This window comes from Dickeya dadantii NCPPB 898 (assembly GCF_000406145.1).
In the GTDB taxonomy this organism is placed as follows: Bacteria; Pseudomonadota; Gammaproteobacteria; order Enterobacterales; family Enterobacteriaceae; genus Dickeya; species Dickeya dadantii.
This window is the reverse complement of the sequence record NZ_CM001976.1, coordinates 1,652,551-1,678,703: the sequence shown is the minus strand read 5'-3', so window position 1 is coordinate 1,678,703 and position 26,153 is coordinate 1,652,551. Positions and strand designations below refer to the sequence as shown.

At 60.5% G+C, this 26,153-nt stretch carries 20 protein-coding genes; 7 read left to right on the top strand and 13 right to left on the bottom strand.

From position 1 onward, the window contains the following. Nucleotides 1–41: 41 nt before the first annotated feature. Nucleotides 42–1,055, bottom strand: a complete 1,014-nt coding sequence (locus DDA898_RS07885) for an ABC transporter substrate-binding protein (protein WP_038910813.1) — start codon at nucleotides 1,053–1,055, stop codon at nucleotides 42–44. 508 nt (nucleotides 1,056–1,563) lie between these two features. Here DDA898_RS07885 and DDA898_RS07880 point away from each other — a divergent pair. From DDA898_RS07880 to DDA898_RS07855, 6 genes are all read left to right on the top strand, one after another. Next, the gene (locus DDA898_RS07880; RefSeq protein ID WP_038910812.1) at nucleotides 1,564–2,436 is read left to right on the top strand and encodes an energy transducer TonB; all 873 of its coding nucleotides are present in this window, start codon (nucleotides 1,564–1,566) and stop codon (nucleotides 2,434–2,436) included. A gap of 13 nt (nucleotides 2,437–2,449) precedes the next feature. Continuing rightward, the gene (locus DDA898_RS07875; protein WP_038910811.1) at nucleotides 2,450–3,148 is read left to right on the top strand and encodes a MotA/TolQ/ExbB proton channel family protein; all 699 of its coding nucleotides are present in this window, start codon (nucleotides 2,450–2,452) and stop codon (nucleotides 3,146–3,148) included. A 2-nt stretch (nucleotides 3,149–3,150) separates the two neighbouring features. Continuing rightward, complete coding sequence (locus tag DDA898_RS07870; protein ID WP_038910809.1) at nucleotides 3,151–3,552, top strand: ExbD/TolR family protein; 402 nt, start codon at nucleotides 3,151–3,153, stop codon at nucleotides 3,550–3,552. Nucleotides 3,553–3,564: 12 nt separating this feature from the next. Continuing rightward, nucleotides 3,565–5,151 (top strand): ABC transporter permease, encoded by a 1,587-nt coding sequence (locus tag DDA898_RS07865; RefSeq protein ID WP_038910807.1) that lies wholly within the window; start codon nucleotides 3,565–3,567, stop codon nucleotides 5,149–5,151. Between the two features lie 739 nt (nucleotides 5,152–5,890). Next, the gene (locus DDA898_RS07860; RefSeq protein ID WP_038910806.1) at nucleotides 5,891–7,303 is read left to right on the top strand and encodes a GGDEF domain-containing protein; all 1,413 of its coding nucleotides are present in this window, start codon (nucleotides 5,891–5,893) and stop codon (nucleotides 7,301–7,303) included. A gap of 124 nt (nucleotides 7,304–7,427) precedes the next feature. After that, complete coding sequence (locus DDA898_RS07855) at nucleotides 7,428–7,949, top strand: EVE domain-containing protein (protein ID WP_050570228.1); 522 nt, start codon at nucleotides 7,428–7,430, stop codon at nucleotides 7,947–7,949. 292 nt (nucleotides 7,950–8,241) lie between these two features. Here DDA898_RS07855 and DDA898_RS07850 read toward each other — a convergent pair whose 3' ends face one another. The 4 genes from DDA898_RS07850 to DDA898_RS23350 form a co-directional block, all read right to left on the bottom strand. Continuing rightward, a complete protein-coding gene (locus DDA898_RS07850; RefSeq protein ID WP_038910805.1) occupies nucleotides 8,242–9,168 on the bottom strand; it encodes a 2-hydroxyacid dehydrogenase in 927 nt (308 codons plus the stop codon). Next, nucleotides 9,168–10,016: a GNAT family N-acetyltransferase gene (locus DDA898_RS07845; RefSeq protein ID WP_038910804.1), complete on the bottom strand. Its 849-nt coding sequence runs from the start codon at nucleotides 10,014–10,016 to the stop codon at nucleotides 9,168–9,170. The genes DDA898_RS07850 and DDA898_RS07845 overlap by 1 nt, the downstream gene beginning before the upstream one ends. Before the next feature lie 9 nt (nucleotides 10,017–10,025). Next, nucleotides 10,026–11,357, bottom strand: coding sequence for an NAD(P)/FAD-dependent oxidoreductase (locus DDA898_RS07840; protein WP_038910802.1), 1,332 nt, complete (start codon nucleotides 11,355–11,357; stop codon nucleotides 10,026–10,028). Between the two features lie 274 nt (nucleotides 11,358–11,631). Beyond that, nucleotides 11,632–11,769 (bottom strand): hypothetical protein, encoded by a 138-nt coding sequence (locus DDA898_RS23350; RefSeq protein WP_158305119.1) that lies wholly within the window; start codon nucleotides 11,767–11,769, stop codon nucleotides 11,632–11,634. Between the two features lie 95 nt (nucleotides 11,770–11,864). Here DDA898_RS23350 and DDA898_RS07835 point away from each other — a divergent pair, with 95 nt between their 5' ends. Further along, complete coding sequence (locus DDA898_RS07835) at nucleotides 11,865–12,671, top strand: C1 family peptidase (RefSeq protein ID WP_081639230.1); 807 nt, start codon at nucleotides 11,865–11,867, stop codon at nucleotides 12,669–12,671. Between the two features lie 152 nt (nucleotides 12,672–12,823). Here DDA898_RS07835 and DDA898_RS07830 read toward each other — a convergent pair whose 3' ends face one another. The 8 genes from DDA898_RS07830 to DDA898_RS23625 form a co-directional block, all read right to left on the bottom strand. Then, nucleotides 12,824–14,104 carry an MFS transporter gene (locus DDA898_RS07830; protein ID WP_038910801.1) on the bottom strand — a complete coding sequence of 427 codons (1,281 nt, stop codon included), beginning with the start codon at nucleotides 14,102–14,104 and terminating at the stop codon, nucleotides 12,824–12,826. Between the two features lie 53 nt (nucleotides 14,105–14,157). Beyond that, nucleotides 14,158–16,287, bottom strand: a complete 2,130-nt coding sequence (locus DDA898_RS07825) for an alpha-galactosidase (protein ID WP_038910800.1) — start codon at nucleotides 16,285–16,287, stop codon at nucleotides 14,158–14,160. A gap of 119 nt (nucleotides 16,288–16,406) precedes the next feature. Then, entirely contained in the window at nucleotides 16,407–17,453 is a 1,047-nt protein-coding gene (locus DDA898_RS07820; RefSeq protein ID WP_013317325.1) for a LacI family DNA-binding transcriptional regulator, read from the bottom strand. Between the two features lie 115 nt (nucleotides 17,454–17,568). Further along, complete coding sequence (fdnI, locus tag DDA898_RS07815) at nucleotides 17,569–18,210, bottom strand: formate dehydrogenase-N subunit gamma (RefSeq protein WP_013317322.1); 642 nt, start codon at nucleotides 18,208–18,210, stop codon at nucleotides 17,569–17,571. Next, nucleotides 18,203–19,111: a formate dehydrogenase subunit beta gene (fdxH, locus tag DDA898_RS07810; protein ID WP_013317321.1), complete on the bottom strand. Its 909-nt coding sequence runs from the start codon at nucleotides 19,109–19,111 to the stop codon at nucleotides 18,203–18,205. Before fdxH ends, fdnI begins: the two co-directional genes overlap by 8 nt. A gap of 12 nt (nucleotides 19,112–19,123) precedes the next feature. Then, nucleotides 19,124–22,171, bottom strand: coding sequence for a formate dehydrogenase-N subunit alpha (gene fdnG, locus DDA898_RS07805; protein WP_071604515.1), 3,048 nt, complete (start codon nucleotides 22,169–22,171; stop codon nucleotides 19,124–19,126). A gap of 489 nt (nucleotides 22,172–22,660) precedes the next feature. After that, complete coding sequence (locus DDA898_RS07800) at nucleotides 22,661–25,261, bottom strand: bifunctional aconitate hydratase 2/2-methylisocitrate dehydratase (RefSeq protein ID WP_038910799.1); 2,601 nt, start codon at nucleotides 25,259–25,261, stop codon at nucleotides 22,661–22,663. Nucleotides 25,262–25,547: 286 nt separating this feature from the next. Beyond that, nucleotides 25,548–26,153 (bottom strand): citrate lyase subunit alpha (locus DDA898_RS23625; RefSeq protein ID WP_038910798.1); only part of this gene is annotated, 606 nt, incomplete at its 5' end.

Below are 26,153 nucleotides of genomic sequence, written 5' to 3'. Positions count from 1 at the left end.
TAAATAAGGCGGAGAGAAGAAAATAATAAATGAAAGATAAATCAGCGCTGACGTTTTAAAAATGCGCTATCAAGCCATTCCTCCACCGAAAAGGATTTACGGATTAATTTCGCCTCATACGCCAGCGCAACGGATTGTTTGAGAATAGCGACAAACGCGGGGTCCAACTCCGGCGATAATAATTGGGATAACGGCGGCATATCGTCCAAATCTTCGCGCAGTAATTTTTCCGGATAACCGGATTGCGTCGCCAGCAGCTGAATATAATTATCCCGATTGGCAGGTTGACTGGCCCACGTGGAGGCTTCTTTCTGTACCTTAATAATACGCGCCAGCAGATCCTGATTCTGGCGGGCAAAATTGCCGTCGACCAGAATCAACCCGGTCAACTGCCCCGCGCCCTGCAAATCACGGGTTGATACCGCGATATCCGCCAACCCTTTATCGCGCAGCGCCAGCGCGTTGCTGCCGCCCCAGGTGGCGTCAATCTGGCCGGCGGCCAGCGCGGCGCTGGCGGCGGCGAAGTCCAGATTAATGATTTTCATGTCCGACTCGCTCAGCCCGCGGGAGTGCAGCGCGGTAACGAACGACAGTTCCGCCGCGGTGCCGCGAAACAACCCCACCCGCTTGCCTTTCAGATCCTCCAGCCGGTGGATCGGCGAACCGCGGGACACCGCCAGATAGTGGTTGACCCCGCGCGCCGCCGCGCCAATCACCACCGAGTCCAGCCCGCGCGAACGGCCGATAATACTGGCCAGATCGCCCAGATACGCCATATCGATCTGATGGTTGGCGAAGCCTTCGTTGATCACCGGCCCGGCGCCTTTGATAAACAACCAGCGAACGCTAATGCCGTCGCGGGCGAACTCCCGCTCCAGCCGTTTCTGACTGAAAATCAGATCCACCAGCCCGCCGCCGCTCGGTTGAGAACCAGCGCCGATATCCGACACCGCAATGCGGATCTCGGTGGCGCTCGCCGCCTGCGCTCCCACGTGCCAGAACGTCGTTAAGGCCAGCAGGCCGGACAGTAACCAGTGTTTTCCCGTTTGCTTCATATTTCCCCCAGAGTGAAACGTCATCAGCGGATTGGATTGCGCTGATCTATTGCTGCGCTGATCTATCGTTGTGTTTGCTTCGGCAACATTTAAAGGGTGGGGAATAAACTGGCTAATATAAAAATGGCATTTGTATTTTTATGAATTAACTAAAACAGGAAATATCGGCGTTGCCCGCCTCATGCAGCAAACGCAAAAAAACTATACCGATGATGCATTAGCCTTTTTTTCCCGCCGACGATTAGGGTAAATGCCATCTAACCGGGAAACTAAATAACGGCTGACGCTACAGAAACCCCAGCCGACTCAATTGATAAAAGACGGCATATTGATAGCGAGATATGGCATTTGACATCAAAAGCAAATGATTAAGAATCGACAAAACCGTTATTTATCTTTTCTGGTTAATCGTTATTTATGGTCCGGTATTTTCGCTAAAACCCGATCCAACCGATGCTCAGCCACGCGGATATTCGCGGCGCCAGCTTTCTTGAGGAGTAACGCCATCATGACTCATCCCCTGTACGCCGGGGCTGCCAGCGTCAACTGGCCGGACACATCGGGCAGCGGCGCATCCCCCCGACCGGCTGCCGCCCGCGCTATTGCGCCGGCCTGGCCGGCCGCCTTGTCCGGGCGACGGTCGGAAAGGTGGCTCACCCTGACGCTGGCGCTGGCGCTGCACGCCGCGGTGCTGGTGCCGCTGGCGTTGCGACCGTCGGCGCCGACGCTGGTGCCGCCGCGCCCGCTGCCGGTCACCATCGAATTCGCCGCCGCACCGGCTGAGGCTACGCCGGCTGAAGCAATACCGTCCCAAGCAATATTGTCCCAAACCATGCCGCCGGAACCGACGCCGGTGGCCGAGAGCACGCCGGACGAACCGCCGCCTGCTGTCGAACCGCCGGTGGATGAACAGGCGCTAACGCCGCCGCAACCCACGCGCGTCCATGAAACCGCGCAGGTGAAGACGCCCAAACCGGTCAAACCGATAGCGAAAAAACCGGCGACGCCGCGCCAGCCGGCAGCGCCTGCGCCGCAGAGCGCGCCCGTCAATACCGCTTCGACCACTCCCGCCGCAACGCCAACGGCGACTGCACCGGTGACGCCGCCTTCCGCCAGCGCCGCCTATCTGCGCAACCCGCCGCCCGCTTACCCGGACGTAGCGATTAACCGTGGCTGGGAAGGCACGGTGTTGCTCAATGTCCAGGTGCGGCCGGACGGCAAAGTGCAAACCATTCGTCTGCAACGCTCCAGCGGATACCCGACGTTGGACGCCGCCGCCCGCGAGGCGGTGCAGCACTGGTCGTTCGTACCGGCCCGCCGGGGCGACCAGCCGGAAAGCGGCTGGGTCGTGGTTCCTGTCGATTTCACCCTGAACTCATAGAGGCATCCCTATTATGACGCTCGAACATATCGCTCTGCTGTCCCCGGAAGGGGGCGTGATCCTGTTGCTGCTGTTTTTCTCGCTCGTCACCTGGTCCATCGGGCTGCTCAAACTGGCGCAGTACGCCCGCCAGCGGCGGCGTAATCAACAGTTCCGCCAGCTGTTCTGGCAGCGGGAAAACATCGACGCCGCGCTGCGCGATGTCGCCCATCCCGGCGCGCTGGCGAACCTGGCGCGCGCCACACAGCTGACGCTGGAACGGGTGAAAGACCGCATCACGCCGATCGCGCATCTGCAAGACCGGGTCGAGCGGGCGTTGCAGCAGCAAATCCAGCGCGAGCGTCGCGCGCTGGAAAACGGCCTGGCGTTGCTGGCCAGCATCGGCACCACCTCGCCGTTCATCGGCCTGTTCGGCACCGTGTGGGGCATCATGGCGGCGTTGCAGACCATTGGTCAGTCTGGCTCCGCCAGTCTGGACACCGTCGCCGGTCCTATCGGCAATGCGTTGATCGCCACCGGTATCGGCATCGCGGTGGCTGTGCCCGCGGTGCTGATTTACAACTATTTTCTGCGCCGGCTGAAGCTGGAAGTGGCCGACATGGACGACTTTGCCCATGACATTTATAGCGTGGCGCAGGCGCAGGAGTTCCGCCTCGCCCCGGAGCAACCGGCCGCGCCGTATGCGGTGCAGACGATCCGGGAGGTGGTGTAATCATGGCGTTTGCTTCCCGCGACAATGACGAGGTGATGAGCGAAATGAACATCACCCCGCTGGTGGACGTGATGCTGGTGCTGCTGGTGGTGTTTATCGTCACCGCGCCGATGCTGACCAACAGCATCCCGATTCGCCTGCCCAAAACGGCGGCGGTGGCGCCGGCCGATTCGCCGCGTCCGCTGGTGGTAAGCCTTGATGCGTCGCAGCAGCTGTTTATCGACAAGGAAGCGCTGCCCCGCGAAGCGTTGACGGCGCGCCTGCAACAGGCCAAAGCCGCCAATCCGGAGCTGGTGGTGCAGGTGCAGGCGGAAGACGCCGCCAACTATGGCGCGGTGGCCGCGCTGCTGGCCGATCTGGAAAAAGCGGGCATCACCCGTTTGTCGTTACTAACCCGCAAGTAAACACCGCACGCCATGACGATGTCGACGATGCCCAAACTGACGCTTAACCCGCCGCGCCCGTGGTCGTTCGCCCCGCTGTCGGCGGCGTGCGGCGCACTGCTGATGCCGCTGCTGCTGGTGTGCGGCTGGTGGCTCGCCAGCCATTACGACTGGATGTCGGAACAAATTCTGCCTTCCCCCGCCACTGTGGCGGACAGCGCGCGCGACTTCATTCCGCAGGAGCTGGCACCCCAGTTACTGGTTAGCCTTGCCCGGCTGGCGTTCGGGCTGGCGGGCGGCATCGCGCTCGGCCTGACGCTCGGCGTGCTGTTTGGCCTTAGCCGCACGCTGGACCGGCTCGGCATGCCGCTGTTCAACGTGCTGGCGCAAATCCCGACGCTGGCCTGGATCCCGCTGTTGATGCTGGCGCTGGGTATCGGCGAAGCGCTGAAACTGGTGGTGCTGATCAAGGCGGTGACGGTGCCGGTCACGCTGTGCACCTGCGCCGGCATCCGCCAGACGCCGCAGACACTCTACGAGATGGCGCGCACGCTGCGCCTGCCCCGGTTGACCCGGCTGCGCCGGTTGGTGATCCCCGCCATGCTGCCGTACGTGATGACCGGCGCGCGGCTGGCGTTCTCGCAAGGCTGGGTGTCGTTGATCGCGGTGGAGTTGCTGGCATCCAGCGAAGGGCTGGGTTACCTGATGGTGCAAAGTCGTCAGCTGTTTATGCTGGATCTGGTGTTCGTCTGCATACTGGCGATCGGCGCGTTCGGTCTGGCGGGCGAGCAGGCGCTGCAACGGCTGGAACGGCGCTGGATTTTCTGGCCTGCGCCGGTGCTGAGCCACGAAAGCCCGACGCCGCACGCCGCCTGGCACGCGCTGGCCGGCTGGATCCTGCCCGCGCTATTGTGCCTGCTCTGGCAACTTGCCACGGATCGGCAATGGGTGCATGCCGCGTTTCTGCCCGCGCCTCGTGAGGTGGTGACCGCCTTGCTGGCCGGGTTGAGCAGCGGGGAATTGACCTCCGCGCTGAGCGCCAGCCTGTCCCGCACGCTGGCGGGGTTCGCGCTGGGAGCCGGCCTGGGCTGCCTGTTGGGCGGTCTGCTGGGTCGCCACCGCGTGGCCGATCGTCTGCTGACGCCGCTGCTCTCCGCGCTGCGCAGCGTCGCGCTGTTCGCCTGGCTGCCGCTGCTCACCGCCTGGTTCGGGATGGAAGAGAGCGCCAAAGTGGTGTTCATCGCGCTGGCAGCGTTTTTCCCCGCGCTGCTGGCAAGCTATCAGGGCGTTCGCCATCTGCCGCCGTCGCTGCTGGAAACCGCGCGCGTGTTGCGCCTCAGCGCGCGGCAGCGGCTGCGGTGGCTGACGTTGCCGGCGATGCTGCCGGCGCTGTTCTCCGGGCTACGCTTGTCGCTGATGCACGCCTGGGTCGGCACCATCGGCGCGGAATACTTCATCGCTTCCGGCAACGGTATTGGCAGCATGATGATCCGCGCCCAGCAACTGTTCCAGTCGGAACGGGTGATCGCCGGCGTGGTGCTGATAGCACTGGTCAGCACACTATTTTATCGGCTCATCACGCTGGCGGAACGGCGTCTGACTGCCTGGCGCTTCCGCTGATACGGCGCCATGCCTCCCGACACCTCTCACCGCATATATTCAGCCGTGGGGCGGTCTATTCGCTGGTTGGGTATGGCTCAAAGGTTGTGCTGCAGACGCGCCCCAGGGCGGCGCAAATCGTCAGCCGGATCTCCGGCGGCCTGATAATTCTCATTGCGCTGTTTTTATCGACGGAACAGATATTGACGGAACAGATATTGACGGAACAATTATTGACGGGAAAATTAATGTGAGAAAAAGTTAATGCCCGATATCACTGTGACACGATTAAAAAGCATAAAACCGTACGGCGCTCATAACGAAACGCCATGCGACCGGATGCCAGCTAACGCGATAACCCACGCCGACTACCCCGCCACCCTCTCCTCTTTTATCTCTCGTACCGTCGAGCACGTCGATGCGACCGGAAACAGGCCAATGCCGCGGCAGGTTTAGCCGGTTCCGGCATGATCTTCCCGCCCCGACAACCATGTCCCATTCCGCGCCGGCAATCTCGATCACAAAGGGACACACTACCCCATATTCGTTTTATTGCTCATAACGAATTGTCAGAAATAAAATAGAAGAGAAACAGCGCCAAACAGGCTTTTTTTCATACCTTTTACCTATAATCATGCCCTTTACCTTTAGCAAGGTATCATACCGGCTCTACGCATGACCCGCCGCTGCCAGCACGCAGCAAAGGCCGACAGCGACCTAGCGCCAGGGGAAGGCTATAAACTGACAGTGGATTGACGGCATGCATCTGAATTTGGCTTTATTTAAAAACGACAGCACCGGGTTAAACAGCCTGAACGTCTTCATGGTAACGCTGATTGGCTGCAGCATCGGCGCGCACACCCGGCTTTCCGACCTTGACCTGTCCGTATTCTGGCCGGTGAACATCATCGTCGCCGCGCTGTTTTACCGCTGCCGGTATCTGAATAATCCCTGGTATTACGCCGTATCTTACGCGGCGATGATCCTGCAGGACTCCCTGTTTTACGGCTGGGGACTGACCGCGTTTACCATCAATTCCGCTAATATCGCGTTTATCTTCGTCCTCACCCAGTTGCTCAACTGGCCCGGTTTCCTGGCCCGCCGGGAAACCGACATGATCAGCTCGCTGTATGTCTTCGTCGCCTGCATGATAGCGGCGCTGGCCTGCGGCATCGTCGGCGCGCTGGCGCAACAGCCCTGGCCCCGTTTTCCGGCCGCGGTGTTTCGCAGTAACTTTCTCAACTGGTTCAGCGATCAGTTCTACACCGCGGTGCTGTTCCTGCCGCTACTGTTGACCCTGCGCAGCCAAATCCCGCTGCGTTTGCCGGCGCTGCGGCTGTCGGACGCGCTGCCGCTGTTGTTGTTGCTGCTGTCGATCTGCGTGGCCCCGCTGCTCGGCCCGGTCGCCATTCTGGCGTTTCCGTTACCGGCGCTGACCTGGTGCGCCATCGTCTATCCGCTGTGGCTGGTTCGCTTGATTACGTTGTGTATCGGATCCGCCGAGCTGATTCTGACGGCAGAACATGTTTACGCGCTGTATGGTTCGCAAGATCCGCTGTTTATGCATCAGGTCACCATCGCCCGCATCGGCATCGCCGCCACTATCTTCAGCCCGCTGATGATGGCCACCAACGCCCGCACCATTCGCCAGTTGAACGCCCGCCTGCTGCAACAGGCCAGCCATGATTTTCTCACCGAGACCCTGTCGCGCTACGGCTTTAGCGAAGCGCTGACGGCACAAGACCGGAGCATCAAAGCGCTGCAAAACGCGGTCAACATCATGCTGATCGACATCGACCATTTCAAAAACATCAACGACAGCTTCGGGCACGACTGCGGTGATGAAATCCTGCGTCAGGTGGCGGGCGTGATCAAACAGGCCGTTCCCTCGCAGGGGCTGGTCAGCCGCATCGGTGGAGAAGAGTTCGCCGTGGTCTGCTTCAATTACAGCCCGTCGGCGTTTTATCGACTGGCCGACGGGCTACGCCAGACCATCCAGCAGACCCCGTTTATGTTCAATCAGCAGCCGGTGCCGGTCACCGTCAGCATCGGCATCGCGCATGCGCCGACGTCGGGAAAATACCTGGTGGACACGGTGCATGAGCTGTTTCCGCTGGCGGATAAAAACCTCTACACCGCTAAGCGCGAAGGGCGTAACCGCACCATTCAATAGCGACCACACAAGAAATGGTGCGAGCCGAAATCACGGCAGGAAAGACCCGATGGCAACGACTGCTGACACAATCTGTCAGTTGCCGCGCGTACCTTTTCGGGTACCCAACCGAGAAGGAAACGCCATGCTATCCCCTACCCCATTCACGTTATCGCCCCATGACCAGCCCCAGCCGCGCCGTTACTGGGTCGGCGTGGTTTCCGCCGAACACGTCCGGCACGCGCTCGACGGGGGATACATTCAGGTCTGCCACGGCAAGCTCAGCGCCCTGAAACGCGCCCGGCCCGGCGACGGATTCGCCTATTACTCCCCCAACCAGACGTTCAAAGGGAAGGAACGCCACCAGCGCTTCACGGCTATCGGCATCATTAACTGCGGCGAGCCCTACCGGTTCGACATGGGGGACGGCTTCGAGCCGCATCGCCGCGACGTCGACTGGGTGGATAGCGTGGAAACAGCCATCCGGCCACTGCTGAACCAGCTTGAATTCACCGCCGGCCGGACGAACTGGGGCTACGCGTTGCGCGTTGGTCTGTTCTCCATCAGCGAACACGATTTTCGATTGATCGCCGCAGCCATGCACGCGGATCTGTCCCGGCTGTTCTCATCAACGGCACCGGCGGCCACGCCGCTAAACCAGACCTAATCTTATATTTCGCCGCCTTGTCATTCCGGTAGACCATTCGATCATTGGCGCATGTTATCAAGCGGGATAACCACGCAACATCGCCAGTTCGTCGGAACGCTTTTTGGGGTGTTTGGCTGCCTGATCATGCTGACTGGCCTGATCCCACAGGTCGCCTGTCTGCACGTGCTACTGGCGCGCACGCTTCCGATGTCGGTATCGGCCGGCGCAGGTCAGGGTAATTAACCACCCGGCAAGACGTTCGCCGGGCAACGCACATCAGCCTCTCGACCGGTGCGGTTTCCGTCATATTTCAATAGCCCCGTTGCCGGTCGATGACGCCGACCATCGGCTCGCCCCGCTCGAAACGGGCAATGTTGTCCATCAACGCGCTTACCGCGCTGTCCGCCTGGGTCTGGCTGGCGATGTGCGGCGTCAGCCACAGCGCCGGATGCGACCAGAACGGATGCGCCGGCGGTAGTGGTTCCGGATCGACGACATCCACCACCGCGCCACGCAGGCGGCCGTTATTCAGCGCCGTCAGCAAGTCATCGTGATTGAGCTGCGCGCCGCGCCCAACCTGCACCAACGCCGCGCCGGTCGGCAACTGGCCGAACAGTTGCGCATTGAGTATGCCGTGGGTGGCAGGCGTCAGCGGCAGCAGGCACACCAGAATGTCGGTATCGGCCAAAAACGCCGCCCGTTGCTCATCACCGGCAAAACAGACCGCGCCCGGCAGTGATTTCGGCGTGCGGCTCCAGCCGCGACAGGCAAAACCCAGCGTTTGCAGTTGCATCAGCACCGCCCGGCCAAGTTCACCCAGCCCCATCACCCCGACGCGCCGCTGAGACGCCGGCACCAGCGGATGCCCTTGCCAGCGCCGTTCGCGCTGCTGTTGCAGATACAACGGCATGTCGCGGTGCAGCCCCAGCACCGCAAAGGTGACGTACTCCACCATGCCGTTGACGATACCCGGCTCCACCATGCGCACCACCGGCAGCGACGGCGGCAACGCCGCATAGTTGAACTGGTCGGCGCCGGCACCCACCGAAAACAGCGCTTTCAGATTGGGCAGACCGGCGATCAGCTCCGCCGATGCCTCCCACGCCACCAGATACTCCACCGCCGCCGGGTCCGGCACCTCGGGCCATTGCCAGAAACGGGCGTGCGGATAACGGCGGGCGATAATTTCCGCCCACTGCCGCCCACGCTCCGCCACCGACTTATACAGAATATGCATTACGCCATCGCCTGCGTCATCAACGCCCAGGCACGCATACCGCCCGCCTCCGGTTGCCACGGTACGCCGCGGATCATGGTGACCGGCGCGTCCACCTGTTGCAGCCCGCAGTCGGCCAGCCAGCTTCCCAGCCCAAGCGCGGCGTCGCTGTCGATACGCACGAATTCGCCGCCGACCTCGGCCATCAACGCGCCGATCAACAAACGGGCGTTGTCCGCGCTGTCGGCAATCACCGGGCCGATGACGTAACCGCGCCCGAAGCGGCGCAGCGCGGCAAACCCGGCGATGTGGCCGTGTTGTTCCAACACCCGCACCGGCTCCGGCTGACGCAGCAGCCAGGCGATCAACGCCGGACGCGCCAGCCCGTGCGCCTGCTGGTCCAGCGCAGTCAGCTGCGGCGCGTCATCCCGCGTAGCGGCGCGCAGCCGTTGATCGGCACTCAGTTGAGGAGCGAGGTTCGACGGCAACTGCGGACTCTGGTACTGATGGATTTCACCCACCGGCGTAAACCCAAGCCGGGCATACAGCCCCTGCCCGGCCGCCGTGGCGTGCAGCCGCACCTGATAGCCGTCAAGACCGGCCAGCAGCCCCTCCATCAGCGACCGGCCGATGCCGCGCCCCTGTTGCCGACCGTCTACCACCACCAGACCGATGGTGGCCCGGCGCTCGCCCCAGCGCCAGCACAGCGCGGTGCCTGCCGGTTGTCCCTGCACTTCCGCCACCAGCCCCTCGCCCAGCAGCAAGGCGTCCTGCCAGTCTTCCAGCCGATGCGGCCAGTTCATCTGTTGGGTCAGCGACCAGCCGTAGCCGGCATCCGCCGCCGTCATGGCGCGTAATGTTATCGTCATGTCCTGTCCTCACATCATGCCCGGCGCTTTCAGCCCGGAGCCGTCCACCAGCCGGGCATAGCGGTACGGCGTCGGGTCCACCACCGGTACATCACCGGTCACCAGATCCGCCGCCAGCCGCCCGGCGCCCGGCCCGATGCCGAAACCGTGGCCGCTATACCCGGCGGACACCACCAGCCCCGGCAGGCTCTCCACCGGCGAAATCACCGGAATGGCGTCCGGGGTACTGTCGATCATGCCGCCCCACGCCTGCACCGCGCGTACATGGGCCAGCGCCGGGTATTCGCGCCGCATCGCCGCCAGCCCTTCGCTCACCATCGCCATGTCCGCCGCCGGGTCGAGAATGCGGGTTTTCTCGAACGGCGACAGGTCGTCAAACGCCCAGCTCGCCCGCGCTTCCGGTCCGCACAGGAACGGTTTGATGCCCGGCCGGAACGACAGGTTTTTACGCCGGGCGCGAAACGTGGGGTAAAACTGGCGGGCGTAACGCAGGCTCTGGAACCCCGGCTCCAGCCGACCGCGTCCGGACACCGACACCGTATAGCTGCCGTCCAACTGCGGGCGACAGGCAAACGCAGCGGTGTAAAACGGCAGGCCGATCGCCTGTTCGATCGGCGCGGTACGAAACGCAGTGCCGATCACGTTGCCCAACGGCAGTTCAATGCCGTGGCGACGGCAAAACAGCGAGCTCCAGACGCCGCCGGCGCAAATCACCATGGAGGTTTTCACCCGTCCGCGCTCGGTCCATACCCCGCTGACCCGCCCGCCGCTGATGTCCAGCCCGCGCACCGCGCATTGCTGGATCACGCTGGCGCCGAGGCGCTGGGCGGCGATCGCCAGTCCGGCGCAGGCCAGCGCCGGTTCGGCATGACCGTCGGTCGGCGACGACACCCCGCCCAGCCACGCCGTGGTGCTGCCCGGCGTCATCGCTTTGGCCTGTTCGGCGTTGAGAATGTCGCTGCGCACGCCGTAGGCTTTCGCCATCTTGCCCCAGTTATCCCAGGCGTCGATTTCCGCCTGATCCTGCGTAGCGTACAGCAGACCGCTGCGGCGGAACCCCAGCTCTTCGCCGGTTTCCTGTTGCAGTTCCTCCCAGCGACGCAGCGCATAGATAATCAACGGCAGTTCGCGCTCATCGCGGTTCTGCTGCCGGCACCATCCCCAGTTGCGGCTGGACTGTTCACCGCCGACCAGCCCTTTTTCCAGCAACAGCACGCTGACGCCTTTTTTCGCCAGCTCATACGCCGCCGCCGCGCCGGCAATCCCGGCGCCAATCACCACCACGTCCGCCTGATCCGGCAACGGGTTGCTGTCCTGCACATATCTGATGGGTGCTGGCATGTTTGTTCCTCTGTACTCCCCTAACGTTCTGTCTTCCCTAAAGAATAGAAAATTCGCCTCCGGCGCCGCGGCGACTCACAAATAGCCCGTTGCGCTGACTACCCACTGAGCAATACCGCCCGCCCGACAACGGCTTATCGTAATCGGCGCAGGCCCCCGGCGTCACCTTCCGTGCGCCGTTTATCCCGAGAATCTTATCGCGCCGCGCTCACCACCGCCCAATCCAGCGCCGGAGTTGCTTTGTCGCCCAGGCGCCGAGGCTGCCGAGACGCACTCAACAGGATGTAACGAAACACGCCACGGTGTTACCGGCGCAGGCCGCATTTTGTGCCGCCGGCGGCAGGCGAACGGCGCTGGCGGCCGATGCCGGATTTTCCGGAGTCATATCCTGCAACAGACGGTTATCGGCCATTCATCATCTCTCAACCCATTCCGATAGCTGAATCAACCGCATCGCCAACAATGGACGGGAACCTTGCAAACCTTACAATCAAGAGGCTGATAACTATGCTGACTAAAAGACGTAAATCCCGGCTGGGCTACATTCCTGATACCCTGGATATCCGCGATCACCACTACACGCCAGACCCAAGCGTACTGAAAGTGTTGCCGGCCAAAGTGGATCTGACCCCGACCTTTGAGGTCTACGATCAGGGCCCCATCGGCTCCTGCACCGCCAACGCGCTGGCGGGTGCCGTACAGTTTGATCGTCTGAAAGCCGGGGAACGACCGAACTTCATACCCTCAAGGCTATTTATCTACTACTGCGAGCGCACCATTGAAGGCGATGTCAAATACGACGCCGGTGCAATGCTGCGTGACGGGATCAAAGCCTTGCATAAACTCGGGGTATGCCCGGAAGATGAATGGCCCTACGTGGCGACCCCGCCTAAGGAAGAAGGCGGCGAATTTCCCCCCGGCGCGCCGGCGGCCACCAAACCACCGGCGCGGTGCTATCAGGATGCGTTGAAATACACCATTACCAACTACCAGCGGTTACATCAGGATCTGGCGCATCTGCAAGGCTGCCTGGCCTGCGGCTTTCCGTTTGTGTTCGGCTTTACGGTGTATTCCAGTTGGATCGATCTGCAAAACCTGCCGGTTGTGGTGCCGCTGCCCTCCGGCAAGGATAAACCGGAAGGCGGCCATGCCGTGCTGTGCGTGGGGTATGACAACGCCACCCAGCTATTCAAATTCCGTAACTCGTGGGGGAAAGCTGTGGGTGAAAACGGCTATTTCTACATGCCGTACGCCTACCTGCTCGATCGCCGGCTGGCGCAGGATATCTGGACCATCAATACGGTTAAAAATTAGGTGCGCTGGCGTGACCGCCAAACGCCGCGATGAGAGCCAGGGCAAGGCTGGTCTGCGCATTGTGCGTCAGACCGGCCTTGTTCTGTCGTTTTCAGATCTTAGGTTTTCAGGTACTGGTTTTCAGGCCCCAGCTTTCAGGATAGCCCCGGTTTTCAGGACAGCGTGGTGCGATATGCCGGCTGTGAGTTGGCGCGCGAGCCGGATAGCGTAAACGCGGAGATAACCGTCACCGTCAGGGCGATGGCACCGAGGATCAGATAGGTGTGCTGAAAACCGATGCGGTCATACAGATTCCCCGCCATCGCCGACAGAAAGATTGCCGCCGACTGTTTGGCGAACTGAAAGCCAATCAGGTAGATGGTGGCGGACAGCCGGGTGTCAAAGGTAGTGGTGATGTACTTGAACGCGCCCACCAGCAGGAACGGCACCTCCAGCGCATGCAACATTTTCAGCGCCACCACTTCCACCACCGTGGTGGCAAACGCCGACCCGACAATCCGCACCGTCATGATCGTCCCCGCCACCAGTAGCGTGTTTTTGGCGCCGATACGATTGATGATCCACGGCGAACAAAACATGATGACGGCATTAGCCAGTTCACCCAGCGTGGTGGCAAAGCCAAACACCTGATTGCCCTGCTGCGGCGTGGCGAAAAACGATTTGAAGAAGTTGGCGAACTGCTGGTCGAACACGTCATACACGCAGGCCACGCCCACCACGTACAACACAAACATCCACAATTTGCGATCGCCGAATACCCGGGTCGCCATTTTCAACGTCACCTGCGGCTGATTGGCGCCCAGCGCGTCCATCACCTGCGCCGTCGGGTGATGCTCGGGACGGGCTATCAGCAGCAACACCAGCAGGATCACCGCCGCGCCGGACCCCATCCAGAACACCAGCGCCGGATTGACGTTAAACAGGATGCCCGCCGTTGACGCGCATAGCCCCCAGCCAAGGCAGCCGAACATCCGCGCCTTGCCATACTCGAAACCGCTCTGGCGGCTGACGCGTTCAATATAGGCTTCCACCGCGCCGGAACCGGCGGAAAACACCAAACCAATGTAAACACCGCCCGCCATCGCCCCCAGCAGGCTATTGACCCGGAGCAGCGGCGCAAACACATACAGAAAGAACGGCGCGAACAAAAACAGCAAGACGGCGATCACCCACAGCAGGTGTTTTTTCAACCCCAGCCGGTCCGACACGACCCCCATCAGCGGCTGAAACAGAATGGCGAACAGCGAAATAGCGGAAAACACCACCCCGGTCTGGGTTTTGTTCAGGCCGATCACCTCCGCCAGCCAGACCGGCAGAAATGGAAAACAGGTCGCCATGATGAAGAAATACAGAAAAAAGAACAGGCCGAAAATCCAGAAATTACGGTTGTATCGGTGAGTACTGGTGCGAGGGGTCGCAGAGCTGATGTCCATATTATTATCCTCAGAGGATCCAGACTGGGGAGAGGTCGCCCTCTCCCACCGTATTACAGACGTTCTAACGCCAGCAACAGCGCCGTTTCCGGGTTGAGAATGGGCAGACGCAGCCCGGCTTTCATCAGCCATTCGCCGCTGTATTCAGCCGGTGCCGCCATCCATGCCGGCAACTGGCGCATGGTGCTGCCGCCGTCGACAACCGGCTTCAGGTCGGGATGATCCACCACGGTCAACCGGTAACGGGCCTGCGGGTCCAGACCGGGGAAGCGCAGCACCCCGGCCAGCGCGTAATCCGGCATCGCCAGCTGCGCCACCAGAAACAGCGCCTGCCCCCGATCGGCGCTGATCACCCCCTGCACCTGGGTGGTGGCGTCCGGCATGTCGACCCGCCACAGGCAACCGGTGTGCAACAGCGCGCGGTAACGCCGATGCAACGCCACATAATGGCGAAAACCGGCCTGTTCCTGCGCATCGGCGCGCACCGGATCCAGCTCGATGCCCATATGGCCGAACAGCGCCGTCAACCCGCGAAAGGCAATACTGTGCTGGCGTCCGGTAGCGTGACAGCGGTGATGGCCGATGTGCGCCCCCATCACTTCGGGCGGGAAGAAGTAGCTCATGCCGCGCTGAATCGTTTGCCGCTCCAGCGCGTCGTTATTGTCGGACGCCCAGAAGCGGTGGCAACGCCGCAACACTTCATAATCAATGCGCCCGCCGCCGGATGCGCAGGACTCAAACTCCACCTGCGGGAAACGCTCGCCCAGCACATCGAGCAGGCGGTAAAACGCCTGCGTCTGGCGGTCGGCCGCCGCCCGCCCCTGATGGGCCGGCTGCACCAGTTCCCGGTTCATGTCCCATTTCACGTAATCGATGGGGTGCTCGCCCAACAGCCAGCTCAGACGCGCCAGCAGATAATCGAACACCTCGGGATTAGACAGGTCGAGCACGTACTGGTAGCGGCCGGTCGGCTGGTCGTAGCCGGGCAGCGCCAGCAGCCAGTCCGGGTGCGCGCGACAGAGGTCGGAGTCCGGGTTGATCATTTCCGGTTCTACCCAAATGCCGAATTCCATGCCCAGTTCCCGCACATGGTTTATCACCGGCATCAGCCCTTGCGGGTACTTGCGCGGGTCCACATACCAGTCACCCAGCGCGGCGCGGTCATGGTCGCGCCCGCGAAACCAGCCATCGTCGATAATAAAGCGCTCGACGCCCAGCGCCGCCGCCTGGCTCGCCATCTGCATGATGTAGTCCGGGTCATGCTTAAAGTAGATGCCTTCCCAGGTATTGAGGTGAACCGGGCGCGCCTTGGCACGCGGAAAACGGATAATCTCCTGACGCAGAAACCGGTGAAACTGCTGGCTCATGCCATTCAGCCCCTGTTCAGAACAGGCGGCGTACAGCCACGGCGTGGTCAGCGACTCCCCCTGCGCCAGCGCGATTTCGCCGGGCAGGTAGAGCGCCTCCGCCTGCAACAGCCGCCGGCCGTCGGTTTTCACCTCCGTGCGCAACCGATGGTTGCCGCTCCAGCCGAGGTGCGCGCCCCACACCCGACCGTGCTGTTCGGCAAATCCCGGTTCCCCGCTGATCATCGCCGGAAAATATTCGTGAGACGTGCGCCCGCGGCGGTTTTCCTGCACCAGACTGCCGTGCGATAGCAGCGTGCGATGCGGCTGAAATTCCCGCACCCAGCGGCCGTGAAACGCCATTACCTCCGCCGCCGACTCCGGTAACGGTAACGTGACCGCCAGCCGCTGCACCTGCCAGTCACCCGGATGCAGATTGGTCAGGCAGTGGCGCAGTTGCAGCACCCCGCTGTCGGCGTGCAGCCGTAATTCGGTGGTCAGGCGCAGGCCAGCCTGACGGTCTTCCGCCTCGATGACCAGTTGCTGCGGGTCCGGCTGACGCACCGCGACGGTGGTCAGCACGGCAAAGGCATCGAGACCGTTGCGATGCCCCTCAATGCCCGGCGAGCCGAACAGCCCGCGTCCGGTTTCCGCTGCCAGCGTCACCGGCACGTCCACATCCAGCCGGCCGTTCGCCACCGGCCGCGACAGGCTGTCCGCATCCTGCGGCGAAAACGCCGCCAGATGCGGCCCCCAGTACAGTATTTCCGCTGCCGGCCAGCAGCGCACAATGACATCCGTCGCCGGGCTGGCGAGACGAATCAGCGTCGTTTCCATCCTCATCCTCCTGAATGATGGGTGATGAGGTTATTTTGTATTCCTAAACGTTTCGGATTAGAACCGAAACGTTTCGGTTTTGTGATCGGGTTAAAAAACGAACGGCGAGAGCGATAGCATCACGATGTCGGCGGGAGCAGTGCTCCGGCCTGTGCTGGCGGCGGGTTATCGGTCTGTCCGGCACGCAGTTGCGGCTGCCACAACGCCTGCAACGACGCCGGCGCGTCTCCCGCCAGCAGGCGAAACACCATATCGGCGATCTGCCGCCCCACCTGCACGCGCGTAGCCTGCGTAATGGCGGTGACCGGTATCTCCAGTAGCGAGTCGGCCGGCAAGCCGTCATAGACGATCAGCGATACGGCCTGCTCGCCCTGCAGGCGTCCGCTGTCGCGCAACGCCAGCGCCGCCCCTTCCCCCTGCGTACTGCCGTCGACGACGATGGCGGTGGGCGGCTGCGGCAGTGCCAGCCACTGCAAAGTGGTTTGGTATCCTTCCCGGCGCGATGGCGCTATCTGGCGCAACAGCTCATCACGCCGGGCGATACCGGCGGCGGCCAGTGCATCCAGATAACCGGCGCGGCGCTGGGCGATAAATGATTGAGGATGGTGTTCGCCAAGGAAGGCGATGTGACGGTGGCCGAGCGCGATCAGGTGACGGGTGGCGAGCGCGGCGCCGGCCTGATTGTCGAAATCAAACCAGGCATAGGGCATCGGCAGGTCGCTACGCCCGAGCGCCAGAAACGGAAAACCGATCGATTGCAGATATTGCAGACGAGAGTCCTGTTGCAGGGTGTGAGCGACAATCAGCGCATCCACCCGGCGGCTTTCAATCATGCGCAAAAACGCCGGATGGTCAGCCTGCTCCTCGTCGGCGATCAGCAGCAGATCGATCTCCTGCTTCGACAATTCATGGCTAATTTCCGCCACCATTTCCATAAAGGTAGTATTGCTGAGCGGCGCAGGCTGCAACGGGAACACCAGCCCAACCGCGTCAATACGGCCCATTTTCAGGCGGCGGGCAAAGGTGTTAGGGCGATAGCCAAGGCGTCGCGCCTCATCTTCCACCCGCAGGCGCGTCTCGGCGGCCACGTCATCGTAGCCGTTCAGCGCCCGGCTAACGGTAGTAACCGACAGCCCCAGCGTTTTTGCAATCTGTTTCAGTGACATGGCGCATCACCCACCCTGAATTCCGTTACGCGCCAGACTACCACAAATCACCGTAAGGGGTTTAGTCACCCGCCTGACGATTCCCGCACAGAGCGAGAATCATCAGCAGGAAAGGTTACTTCTTATCTTTACTGGCCTTGTCGATAACATCACGCGCCCAGCGCGGGTGGTGTTTCAGCGCCCATTTCTCGGACACCTTGCCTTCGATCATCCCCTTGATCGAGCCGCGAACCCAGAACGCCATGTACATGTGAATCAGGATGGCGTGGATCAGCACGATGGCCGCCGTAGCGTGCAACAGAATGGCGTAACGCACCACGTCGATCGGGAACAGATGCGCGAAGTACGGGCGCCACATGATGATGCCGGTAATCAGCAGCACCAGCGTCAGGCCCATGATGCTCCAGAACATCATTTTCTGACCGGGGTTATATTTACCCACATCGGCCACTTCGTGCTCGTTGCCCTTCAGCACCTCGATAATGTTGAGGAACCACGGCAGATCGCGCCGTTTCGGGATGTTGTGACCGACGAAACGGATAAACATCGGCACCAGACAAATGACGATCAGAATGCCGAAGAACGGGTGCATGATGCGCCCCATCTGCGGCGTACCGAAGGTTTGCGTCAGCCATTGCAGCGTCGGGAAAAACAGCGCGATGCCGGACAGCGCCACCATAAAGAAGCTGATCACCACAATCCAGTGGCAAACACGGTCAATAAATTTGGTGCGCACAATCATTTTCGGGTTACTCATGCTTATCTTCTCCTTCGTGCGGTTGCCCTTCATGCGGGTGCGCGGTCTCTTCCGTGTTCGGCCCGATGCCGATGTAGTGGAACATCAACCCGGCGAAGGTGGCGACGAAGCCCAGCGTCGAAAGCGGTTTGAGAATGCCTTTCCACAGGTTGACCGGCGTCGAGATTTTCGGGTCGTCAGGCAGGTTGTGGTACAGCGATGGTTTGTCCGCATGATGCAGCACATACATCACGTGGGTGCCGCCGACGCCCTGTGGGTCGTACAGGCCGGCCTTGTCGTAGCCGCGTTTTTGCAGATGCGCGACACGTTCGGCGGCGAGCTGTTTCATCTCTTCCTTGGTACCGAAATGAATCGCACCGGTCGGGCAGGTCTTCACGCAGGCCGGTTCCTGACCGGTGCTGACGCGATCCACACACAGCGTGCATTTGTAGACGCGGTTATCCTGCTTATTTAAACGCGGAATGTTGAACGGACAGCCGGCGATGCAGTAACCGCAGCCGATACAGTGCTCGGACTGAAAATCGACGATGCCGTTGGCGTACTGAATGATGGCACCCGCCGACGGGCAGGCTTTCAGGCAGCCCGGTTCGGCGCAGTGCATACAGCCGTCCTTGCGGATCAGCCACTCCAGACGGTCTTCGCTCTCGACTTCAGAGAAACGCATCACCGTCCAGGATTTGGCGCTCAGGTCGGCCGGGTTGTCGTACACCCCGACGTTGTGACCGACTTCGTCACGGATGTCGTTCCACTCGGAACAGGCCGCCTGACAGGCTTTACAGCCGATACAGGTGGTGACGTCGATCAGTTTGGCGACTTCGCTTTTATCATCCCGAACCTGTGGCGGCGGCGTCAGGCTGCTGGTAGCGGAACGTTGGATAATATCCTGTGATTGCATTGACATAACGTTCTCCCCTTACACCTTTTCCACATTGACCAGAAACGCCTTGTACTCCGGCGTTTGCGAGTTGGCATCGCCGACGCTGGGCGTCAGGGTATTCGCCAGGAATCCCTTGCGCGTCGTCCCCTCGAATCCCCAGTGACAGGGAATGCCGACGGTTTCGATCGCTTTTCCGGCCACGGTCAGCGTCTTGATGCGCTTGGTCACCACCGCTTTCGCTTTGATGTAACCGCGCTGGCAGGACACTTTCACCATATCGCCCGCCTGAATCCCTTTGCTTTTCGCCAGGTTTTCGCCGATTTCGACAAACTGCTCAGGCTGGACGATAGCGTTCATGCGCGCGTGTTTGGTCCAGTGACGGAACAGCTCGGTAATGGAATAGGTGGTGGCGACGTACGGGAAATCGCTCGCCTTGCCCATGGTTTTGGCATCGCGCGCAAACAGACGCGCCGCCGGGTTAGATACCACCGCCGGGTGCAGCGGGTTGGTGCCGATCGGGCTTTCTATCGGCTCGTAGTGTTCCGGGAATGGGCCATCCGTCAGTTTGTCCAGCGAGAACAGACGCGCCACCCCTTCCGGCAGCATGATGAACGGCATGGTGTCTTTGCCCGGCGGCACCGTGGCGGCGAAGTCCGGCACGTCGATGCCTTTCCACTTCTGGCCGGTCCATTCCAGCAGCTTACGTTTGCTGTCCCAGGGTTTGCCCTGCAAATCCGCCGAGGCGCGGTTGTACAGGATGCGGCGGTTTTGCGGCCAGCACCAGGCCCAACCCGGCGTGGCGCCAAGGCCGACGTCGGTGTTGTCGCGATTCGCCATCTGGTTGCCGGCTTCGGTCCAGCTACCGGCGTAAATCCAGCAGAAGCTGGCGGTGGTGCCGTCGTCGCGCAGTTGCGAGAAGTCCGCCAACTGCTGGCCTTTTTTCAGCACCAGATTGCCTTTGTCGTCGAACACGTCCGCCAGCGCCATGCCATTGGATTCACGGGCGATCTCTTCCGGCGTCGGGTCTTCCGGGTCCTGATAGTTCCAGTTGATGTTCATCACCGGTTCCGGGCAGACGCCGCCCTCTTCACGGTACAGCTCACGCAGACGCATCATCAGGCGGCCGAGGATCTTACCGTCGTGCAGCGCCTCTCCCGGCGGCTCGGCCGCGGCCCAGTGCCATTGCAGCCAGCGGCCGGAGTTGGCGATAGAGCCGTTTTCTTCGGCAAAGCAACTGGACGGCAGGCGGAACACCTCGGTCTGGATCTCGGCCGGGTTCACATCGTTGAACTCGCCGTGATTCTGCCAGAAGGTGGAGGTTTCGGTGGCCAGCGGGTCGATCACCACCATGTATTTCAGTTTCGACAGTGCGGCGGTGGCCTTGTTCTTGTTGGAGAACGCCGCCAGCGGGTTAAAGCCCTGAACGATATAGCCGTTCATTTTGCCGTCCAGCATCAGCTCGGTCTGGGCCATCACGTCATAGCTGCGGTCCCATTTCGGCAACCAGTCGTAACCCCAGTTGTTGGACGCCTGCGCGTTATCGCCCCAGAAGCTCTTCATCATGCTGATAAAAAACTTCGGCGTATTCTTCCAGTAGTTGACCTGATCCGGCAGCAGCGCATCCGGCGTGATCTGACTGAGATAGGTTTTCAGGTCGCCCTGTTTTTCGGACGGCAGCGGCATATAGCCCGGCAGGTTGAGGCTCAACAGCCCCAGGTCGGTATAGCCCTGAATGTTGGAGTGGCCGCGCAGCGCGTTGATGCCGCCGCCCGCCATACCGATGTTGCCCAGCAGCAGCTGGATCATCGCCGCCGCGCGGATAATCTGCGCGCCGTTGGTGTGGTGGGTCCAGCCCAGCGCGTACATGAAAGTCGCGGTTTTGTTGGGTACGCAGGTATCCGCCAGCGACTGACAGATCTCTTCGTACGCCTTCGCCGGCGTGCCGCACAGCGAGGTCACCATCTCCGGCGTGTAGCGGGAAACGTGTTTTTTCAGCAGGTTCCACACGCAACGCGGGTGAGTCAGCGTCATGTCGCGTTTGGCGAAACCGTCCGCCCCCAGTTCGTACTGCCAACTGCTCTTGTCATACTGGTGGGTCTGGGCGTTATAGCCGCTGAACAAGCCCTCGTCGAAGCTGAAATCCTCACGCACGATCAGGCTGGCGCTGGTGTAAGACTTCACGTAGTCGTGGTGAATTTTGTCGTGGGTGATCAGATAGTTGACGACCCCCAGCAGGAACGCGGCGTCGGAGCCGGCGCGGATCGGCGCGTACAAATCGGCCACCGCGGCGGAGCGGTTAAAGCGCGGATCGACCACGATCAGTTTAGCGTCGTTGTGGGTTTGAGCTTCCACCGCCCATTTGAAGCCGACCGGGTGCGCTTCCGCCGCGTTGCCGCCCATCACGATAATCACGTTGGCGTTTTTGATATCCACCCAGTTGTTGGTCATCGCTCCACGGCCGAAGGTCGGCGCCAGCGCGGCCACGGTCGGGCCGTGGCACAAGCGCGCCTGACAATCGATGGCGACCATACCCAGCGAACGGGCGAACTTCTGGTCAAGAATGCCGGTTTCATTACTGGCGGCGGAAGAGCACAGCATCCCGGTGGTCAGCCAGCGGTTGACCAGCGCGCCTTTGGCGTTGAGGCGCTCGAAATTGGCGTCACGGTCTTTTTTCATCAGACGGGCGATGCGGTCAATGGCGTCATCCCAGCTGATGCGCTGCCATTTATCCGAACCGGGCGCGCGGTATTGCGGGTATTTCAGGCGGCCTTCGCTGTGGATGTAGTCCACCAGACCGGCGCCTTTCGGGCATAAAGAGCCGCGACTGACCGGGTGATCCGGGTCCCCTTCGATGTGAAAGATGGCGGGTTTGGCGTTTTTCGCCCCGTCGCCCAGGCTGTACATCAGCAGCCCGCAACCGACGGAACAGTAAGTGCAGTTATTGCGCGTTTCTTTCGCCCGCAGCAGCTTGTACTGACGGACTGAGGCCATGGCTTCCGTTGGTGTAAATCCTAAAACAGCGAGTGTAGTCCCAGCCATTCCCCCGGCACAGACTTTAAAAAAGCCCCTTCGATTAACTTGCATGCTTTTCCCTATAGAATTTATGTATTTTTTTTGTTGCGGGAAATCTAACAACACGCCACGAGGAGATTTTGAGCAAAATCAAAAATTACGGTTTTAATAGTACATTCACCCCCTTTATGGGTATTGGCAGGTGGATTTTCGATATATAATTAAATACATAACGATAAATATGCTTATTTAATCGACATATTGGCGCTGTTCCACCCTGGGTGTTTCGACCGCAAAACCTCTTCTCTCATCACGGCCCACCATCATTTACTCATACCGGTAACCTATCGCCACGAATGCGTAACAATCCGTCGGCTCAGAAAGAAAGTGAATAAACCTGCCTGACGCGATTTTGCAACATACCGTCAACAGTCGACGGGTCAGTCATAAATACGAGATTGTCATAACAATGCGAATGGGCGTGGCGAGGTCGTCTGCGTTGATGCAAGCGGGAATGTTCGGTCGTCGTTGGCCCGCATCAGCACATGCGGGCCAACGATCTTAGACAGCCTGTATCGGAATGCGTTTTTCTGCCACCGGATCTGCGGACGAGGCGAAATTCAAATAGCGGTAAATCTCCGACGCCGACTGGGACAGAACCGCCACCTGTTGCAGATATTCCGCCGCCGAGGGCAACCGACCCAGTATCGCCGCTACCGTACTCAACTCGGCCGATGCCAGATAAACGCTGGCATCAGTGCCAAGACGGTGCGGGAAATTGCGGGTAGAGGTGGAAACGACATGACTGCCGGCTTTCACTCTGGCCTGATTCCCCATACATAGCGAACATCCGGCCGGTTCAATACGCACACCTGACTTGATAAACTGGCTGAAATAGCCCTCGTCGCTGAGCTGATGGGCATCCATACGTGTGGGCGGCGCCAGCCATAGCCGGGCGACGATATCCCCCTGATGTTGCGACATCAGTTTACCCGCCGCCCGGAAGTGCCCAATATTGGTCATACATGAGCCGATAAACACCTCATCAATGCGGTTTCCTGCCACCTCAGAGAGCGTTTTCACGTCATCCGGGTCATTGGGGACGCACAAAATCGGCTCGCGGATAGCCGCCAGGTCTATCTCGATGACGGCGGCATACTCTGCATCCGCATCGGCTGTCAGCAACCTCGGATCGTCCAGCCACTGCTCCATACGTTCAATACGCCGCGCCAGCGTCGGCGCATCCTGATACCCCTCGGCGATCATGGTGCGCAGCAGCGCCACATTCGAGCGCAGATAGGTTTCTACGTCGGCTTGTTCAAGTTTAATGGTGCAGGCCGCCGCCGAGCGCTCTGCCGAAGCATCCGCCAGTTCAAACGCCTGCTCGACGCTCAAGCCACTCAGGCCTTCAATTTCCAGAATGCGGCCGGAGAAAATGTTTTTCTTCCCCTGCTTCGCCACCGTCAACAGCCCTTGCTGAATGGCAAAATAAGGGATGGCATGAACCAGATCGCGCAACGTGATGCCTGGCTGCATTTGTCCCTTGAAGCGCACCAGCACCGACTCCGGCATATCCAGCGGCATGATGCCGGTTGCCGCCGCGAACGCCACCAGACCGGAACCGCCGGGGAACGACAGACCAATCGGGAAACGGGTGTGGGAATCAGCGCCGGTGCCAACGGTATCGGGCACCAGCATCCGGTTGAGCCAGGAATGGATGATGCCATCGCCCGGACGCAGCGAGACCCCATTACGCCGGGTGATAAAATCCGGCAAGGTTTTATGCAGGTTAACATCGACCGGTTTCGGGTAGGCCGATGTATGGCAGAACGATTGCATCACTAAATCGGCGGAGAATTGCAGACACGCCAAATCTTTCAGTTCGTCACGCGTCATGCCGCCGGTGGTATCCTGCGAGCCCACGGTGGTCATGCGCGGCTCGCAGTACTGCCCCGGCCGCACACCGGCAACGCCACACGCCTTACCCACGATTTTCTGCGCCAGCGTATACCCGTGTGACGATGCAGTTGGAGCCTTAGGCAGACGAAATACCGTGCTTTGCGCCAGCCCCAGCGCCTGACGGGCACGCGCGGTCAGGCTACGGCCAATGATCAACGCAATACGCCCTCCGGCACGCACTTCATCAAGCAGCACATCGGTTTTCAGCGTAAAACGGGTAAGTACCGTCTGACCATCGTGACGGCGCACCTCGCCCTGATAGGGATAAATATCAATCACATCACCGGTTGCCAGAGCAGCCACATCCATCTCAATCGGCAGCGCGCCGGAGTCTTCCAGGGTATTAAAGAAAATCGGCGCGATTTTACCGGCCAGCACCACCCCACCGGCACGTTTATTGGGCACAAACGGAATATCCTGCCCGAGGTGCCATAAAATCGAATTGGTGGCAGATTTGCGCGATGAGCCGGTGCCCACCACATCGCCAACATACACCAACGGATAACCCTGCGCTTTCAATGCCAGCATCTGCGCCACCGGGCCGATACTCCCCGGTTTATCCGGCGTAACGCCGTCGCGGGGAACACTCAACATGCACAGTGCATGCAGCGGAATATCCGGGCGCGACCAGGCTTCCGGTGCAGGTGACAGGTCATCGGTGTTGGTTTCCCCCGACACCTTGAAAACCGTCAGCGTGATTTTTTCTGCCAGTGCCGGACGTGCGGTAAACCACTCTGCATCGGCCCAGGACTGTAATACCCGCAATGCATAGACATTCCCCTGCCGGGCTTTCTCTTCTATCTCGTTAAAATAATCAAATATCAGCAGGGTATGACTCAGGGCCTTTACCGCTTCGTCTGCCAACGCATAATTATCCAGCGCATCAATTAATGGCTGAATATTATAGCCGCCTTGCATGGTCGCTAATAAACGCACCGCGGCAATCGGAGAAAGTGCCGCAACGGTGATCTCGCCACGGACAATTTTCCCTAAAAAGGCCGCCTTAACCTGCGCGGCATCATCAACGCCGGGGGAAATATGATAAGTCAGTAAATCGAGCCATGCGGGAATATCAGTGGATGACTGATTTTCTGCAGCACTCAACTGCGCCACCAGCTCTGTAGCCTGTTGGGTATTTAGGGGCCTGGGAGGAATACCCATTTCACGTCGTTCGGCAATATGGGCATGATAATGTTCTAACATGACAGCTCCTTACCATGACAATGGTAATCAATGCGTAATTCACACTAAAAATAGAAACAGACTTATACTCAGCGAATTAAATACCTATCAGCGACGTTATTCCTTGTCAGCAAAATACTATTCCGGCGCAGGTAACCTCCGGCGCCGGGAAATAAGATTAAAACAGAAAAATAACGTAGCGATGCTAACTTGATCGGCCTTGAGTCGATCAACGGACACCGGTTCGATCAACAAACACATGACGACGCCGGATACCCGACATATGGGGGTTCTGGCGTCACGGCGCTCACTCGTTGTCCTCTTTAACCTGACGCACCACGTCAATCACACTGCCGTCACGGTAGCGGATCACCCCGACGATGCGGTCGTGGAATTCGATGGCCTTCGGTTCGCCCACCAGCTGGATCGCCCGCTGGTACAATTCTTCAATCGACATCACGCGCAGACCGGCGCTGACCAGCCGCTCCGCCACCTCCGGACGCGCCGGGTTGACGGCGATGCCGTGGTCGGTCACCAGCACGTCGATGGCGCTGCCCGGCGTCACGCAGGTCGTCACCTGACGCACCACCGTCGGAATACGGCTGCGGATCAACGGCGCCACCACGATGGTCAGGTTGGCCGCCGTCGCCACGTCGCAATGGCCGCCGGACGCGCCGCGCATCACCCCGTCGGAGCCGGTGATCACGTTGACGTTAAACTGGGTGTCGATTTCCAGCGCGCTCAGGATCACCACGTCCAGCTGGTCGCAGCAGGCGGCCTTGGCACTGGGGTTGGCGTAGACGTTGGTGGAGATTTCCACATGGTTGGGGTTTTTCGCCAGCGATGCCGCCGCGTTGGCGTCAAAGCACTGGGTATCCAGCAGCTTCTCAATCAGCCCTTTTTCATGCAGGTC